Below are 4,033 nucleotides of genomic sequence, written 5' to 3'. Positions count from 1 at the left end.
TGACGCAGCTTTCGAGGTTGACTTCACAATCTCACTTTTTTGCTTACCAAATTCATCCTTTACTTTGCTAGGAATGTCTATTTTAGTAATGATTGATTGAGCGATTTCTTGTCTTTGTAATTCAGTGATAGCACCAAACTCTTCAGACTTAGTAATCACATCTATTTCAGTCTTAATGAGTTCAGGCAATGATTGCCTGAGAGCGGTGATCTCACGCTCAAGATTTCTCTCTAGCTTTTGTATTTCTTCTACTTTGGAAGGGCCTCCAAAATCTGGTATCAAACCCATTTTATGTGCAGCTAAACTAGCACCACCAACAAGCAAAGTAGCTCCTACGACATAAACGAGTAACTTTACTTTTGGCTTTGCTGAGCTGCTTTGGCTTTTATTCGCTTTGCCAGCATTTGCGTCTTGAGCTTCGTTATCGCTCATGATGATCGCTCCTTGTTTTTAATTGAAGAATGTATTATATAAAAGATCTAAATTAATTCCATAAACGAGTTTTGTTGTCACTCGGGATTGATACATTTTGCCCAATATTCGATTTGCGAATTTCAGAGCTTAGGTCAGTTTCTTCGGAATTAACTTCTGTTAGTCTATTTTGCTCCTCCATCATCTTGAGAAGATCGCTCTGATTCGGAGTTTGAATTTCATCCGTTTCTAGTACTTGATTCTCAAACAATAAGTACATAGTTTGACCTTTCGGTATCTCTACCTGAACAGGTCTTCTCGCATTATCGTATAGGATAGGTAAAAAGCCTTGTGCAGCTTTGGCGATACTATAAACAATTCTGTCTCTTGTATTATCAATCGCACCTGTCGAAGTTGTTGTTTCCCCATTTGATGTTGTCACTGTCGTATCAATGAGTGAATCCAAAAAACCTGTCATAAACAAACCAGCAAACATGCCACCAAACCTCTGGATGTAATGGTGGTCTACTTCACCTTCTATAAGCGCCTTTTCAGTTTCAGCAGATAATACCCAAGCTTTTACAGGGATTTGTTTCCCATCTCTAATAACAGACGTTACAGTTAAGGCAACACCTGGAGCTTGTTCTATAAGCTCCATTTCACCGAACGCAATACTACCTTCTGCTTTTCCGGTTAATAAACGAATTCTGATTGGGCCAGGAATGTCTGAGTCGATAGGCAAGGTGGTACGGGCATAAACCAACTCACCTGCATCAAATACTATAGACTCTTGGTCTACTTCAACTGGTGGCTGTCTATATTTTTCATTAGAGGTTTCTTTTTCATTGTCCGTATACCCAACTGTGTTTTCTTTCTTATAATAATTAGGATGAATCCCCATTTGAGTCTGACCTCCATCAGAACGATACAATGCTGAGGCCACTTCTTGTTCTGCATCACTCGGGTCAAAAACGAACTGTGATGTTTTACTATAAATGTCAGCCTTCTTACTATAAGTGATTTTGTACTTTTCGCCTGTATCTGGTGCGTAAGGGAGACCTGAAAATAATGCTTGTGCACCTTCTGATATCTTTTTTTGTCGCTCAGCTTCTAATTGTATCAACCGCTGACGCTCAGCATCGGCTTTGTCGTTTCGATTCTTTATTTCTTGAGCCTTTAAACTCATTTTAGTCGTTGCTAGTTCGTTTCGGAGATCTTCTAGCTGGCTTGAAGTTTCTATATCTTGTTTAGGCAACGGTAATTTTACGTCTCTACCTGCACTATTCTCTTCTGTATCTGAATTTGTCTTTTTAGACTCAGCATCTTTGCCAGACTTAACTTCTTGCCCCAGGGGATCAACCTCCTGCGACTTAGGCTTGTCAACTTCGGTTTTTGTATCTGGTCCCGTTGCTGATTCTTGTACGCGAGTTTTACTGATATGGCTCTCGCCATTAGTAGCAGCCTGTTTACGCGCGTTCTTCTCCCTTTCTTCGGTTTCTTTAGCGATAGGTGAATTTTCAGGAACACTGATTGTCCCATCAGTTGAGTTCTTAATCACATCGTCAGTTTTAACGACAGGTCTACCTGCTGTTTTATCACCTTTGCCCGAAAGGTCTTCTGTAACTTGATTGGAAGCCATATAGATTGCGTATCCAATCCCTCCGGCGGCTACTACAAACAAACCTACAACGATTGCTATTTTTTTTAATTTCATCGGTGAGAAGCCTTATAGTTCACTTGTATCCACAAACGCTTTTACTTTCTGTCGACCATCGCTAAACCAATAGAATGAACGGGGGTAAAGTTTGTAAAGGTTGTAATCACCGACACTTCCCTCTCTTACCAAAGAGCTACCTTTGCTTCTTAAAATGGCTGTTGTTCTGATATAAACAAATTCATTATATAAATAGGCTTGGCCATTGATTCCTTGCAATTTAGTTTCTTTGGCACCAGGCACACCTGTTGTCGTACCTGAAAGAAAAGAAAAGAATTCTGGACCAGCTTTATCAAGATCTACACTTGAAGTAGAACGGTATTGTATTGGCTTGGCGTTCGGGCCAATTAGTGGAATGATCACTTGTCTTCGAGAATTGTAGTAATCTGTTTTTTCAGAACTAATCATGAAAGGAATAGTTGTATCTAAACCCTTCAGCTGAAACCAGCCCGAATGAGTTACTCCAGGTAAACGAGCTTCCAAGCTATATGCGTTACCGGGTGTTTTTCCAGCCTCGAAGGCTCCCTGAGCTCCTAGCTTAACATATACAATAGGCCAAGGAGCTCCTGTCTGGTCGAAAAATGAAATAGACCCAGGGAAGCCAGGGTACACCTGCAAAATTAACTCCTGAGGTAGTGAAGGATCGAATTTAATCGTATCAATTAGACTTTCCGGGGGCCTTACTAAAAGTTTATTTTCTGCAATTAGCCTCTGCCTTTCTATTTTACGCATCCTTTCAATAAAAGCAGGGTCGGAGTTCATTTTCTCACTTTTAATGATGTCATTCTTTTTATTCTCAGCCCTCAGTATCTCAAGTCTGTCTCTATTTTGGTAATTACTCTGGAGTTTCGAGTATTCTAGATCTGTTATGTACGTCTGAATTGCATTTTGTTCATACACCTCAAGTTCACGCATGTTAATCAATATATTTTCTATACTTCCATATTTCTTTAACAATGCATCCGCAATTGCAGCATGACTAACTTGGTTAGTTTGATTAGCTTGAGAAAACGCCGACAATGACAACACCACCGCACTTACTGTTAAGCGGAAATAGGCTTTCAGAGAGGAGATGTTTCTTGAGTGCATTGGTAATCCTTGAAGTTTAACAAGCGTAAATATATTTCATTTATGTATTAAAAACAACCCTACTCAGACAAACCTAACGATTGTAGTGTTTTCTCTACAATATCACTGACTTCTTCGTCGCCGAGAGGTTCTGATTGGAGTTCTTCTTTAGGATATTCCAATATGTCCTTGACTTGATTGATCGCCGCCTCTGTGGCTCTTTCAGCATTAGGCTCATCTAAACCAGCTAACAAATTTATATCTATAGTAGTGCCAGAGATAGTGCCTTTATTGTTCTGCTGAGCGCTTTCAAGAAATGGATCTGATAGGTTAGATGAAACATATCTACTGTTATAAGCGATATCCAACTCGCCGTATGCATCATTGTCAAAATTAGCAAGGTCTACTTCGGAGGTCTCTTCGTTCGTACCTAAATCTTGAGTGGATAAATATGCTGGTGGCGAAACAACTTCTTCGCTAGTACTGTGCTCAAAGGGGCCTTCGGCATAGAAGTTGTTGTACTGCATAATTGAATCAAAGTCGTGTTCTTCTTCAGGCCAATCCTCATCACTATAGGTGTTTTCAAAGTCATTAAAATCGAGTTCATCATTAAAGGCTGAAACTTCTTCATTATAAGCCTCCATAGAGCCCATAATCTGTACTTCAGCATCTGTTTGTGCAAGACCAACAAGCTCTTCATCGAATACATCTACTGGTGATTCTTCAGGTCGTATTTCTTCGACTTCTTCAATGGCGCTCTCCGTTATCAACGTTGCGTCTTCTTTAATTATCCCTAAACCAATAGCCATCATCATTTGTTTAGAGATGTTTTCAGTTAGG

At 39.9% G+C, this 4,033-nt stretch carries 4 protein-coding genes; all 4 read right to left on the bottom strand.

Translation table 11 applies throughout. The features are described 5' to 3' along the window. A partial coding sequence (locus IQR33_RS03430; protein ID WP_193843524.1) for a hypothetical protein occupies positions 1-432 on the bottom strand: 432 nt, incomplete at its 3' end. Between the two features lie 52 nt (positions 433-484). After that, positions 485-2,125 (bottom strand): DotG/IcmE/VirB10 family protein, encoded by a 1,641-nt coding sequence (locus IQR33_RS03425; protein WP_193843523.1) that lies wholly within the window; start codon positions 2,123-2,125, stop codon positions 485-487. Positions 2,126-2,137: 12 nt separating this feature from the next. Then, the gene (locus IQR33_RS03420; protein ID WP_025634007.1) at positions 2,138-3,214 is read right to left on the bottom strand and encodes a DotH/IcmK family type IV secretion protein; all 1,077 of its coding nucleotides are present in this window, start codon (positions 3,212-3,214) and stop codon (positions 2,138-2,140) included. A gap of 59 nt (positions 3,215-3,273) precedes the next feature. Continuing rightward, positions 3,274-4,033, bottom strand: a 760-nt coding sequence (locus IQR33_RS03415; protein WP_193843522.1) for a hypothetical protein, incomplete at its 5' end; no start/stop codon positions are given.

This window comes from Vibrio sp. OPT46, from assembly GCF_015163535.1.
Lineage (GTDB): Bacteria > Pseudomonadota > Gammaproteobacteria > Enterobacterales > Vibrionaceae > Vibrio > Vibrio alginolyticus.
This window is presented reverse-complemented; position numbering and strand designations above follow the sequence as displayed.

Bases quoted from the DNA above. Each gene is read 5' to 3' on its own strand.
- IQR33_RS03425 (WP_193843523.1), bottom strand. From the start codon at position 2,125: ATGAAATTAAAAAAAATAGCAATCGTTGTAGGTTTGTTTGTAGTAGCC.
- IQR33_RS03420 (WP_025634007.1), bottom strand. From the start codon at position 3,214: ATGCACTCAAGAAACATCTCCTCTCTGAAAGCCTATTTCCGCTTAACA.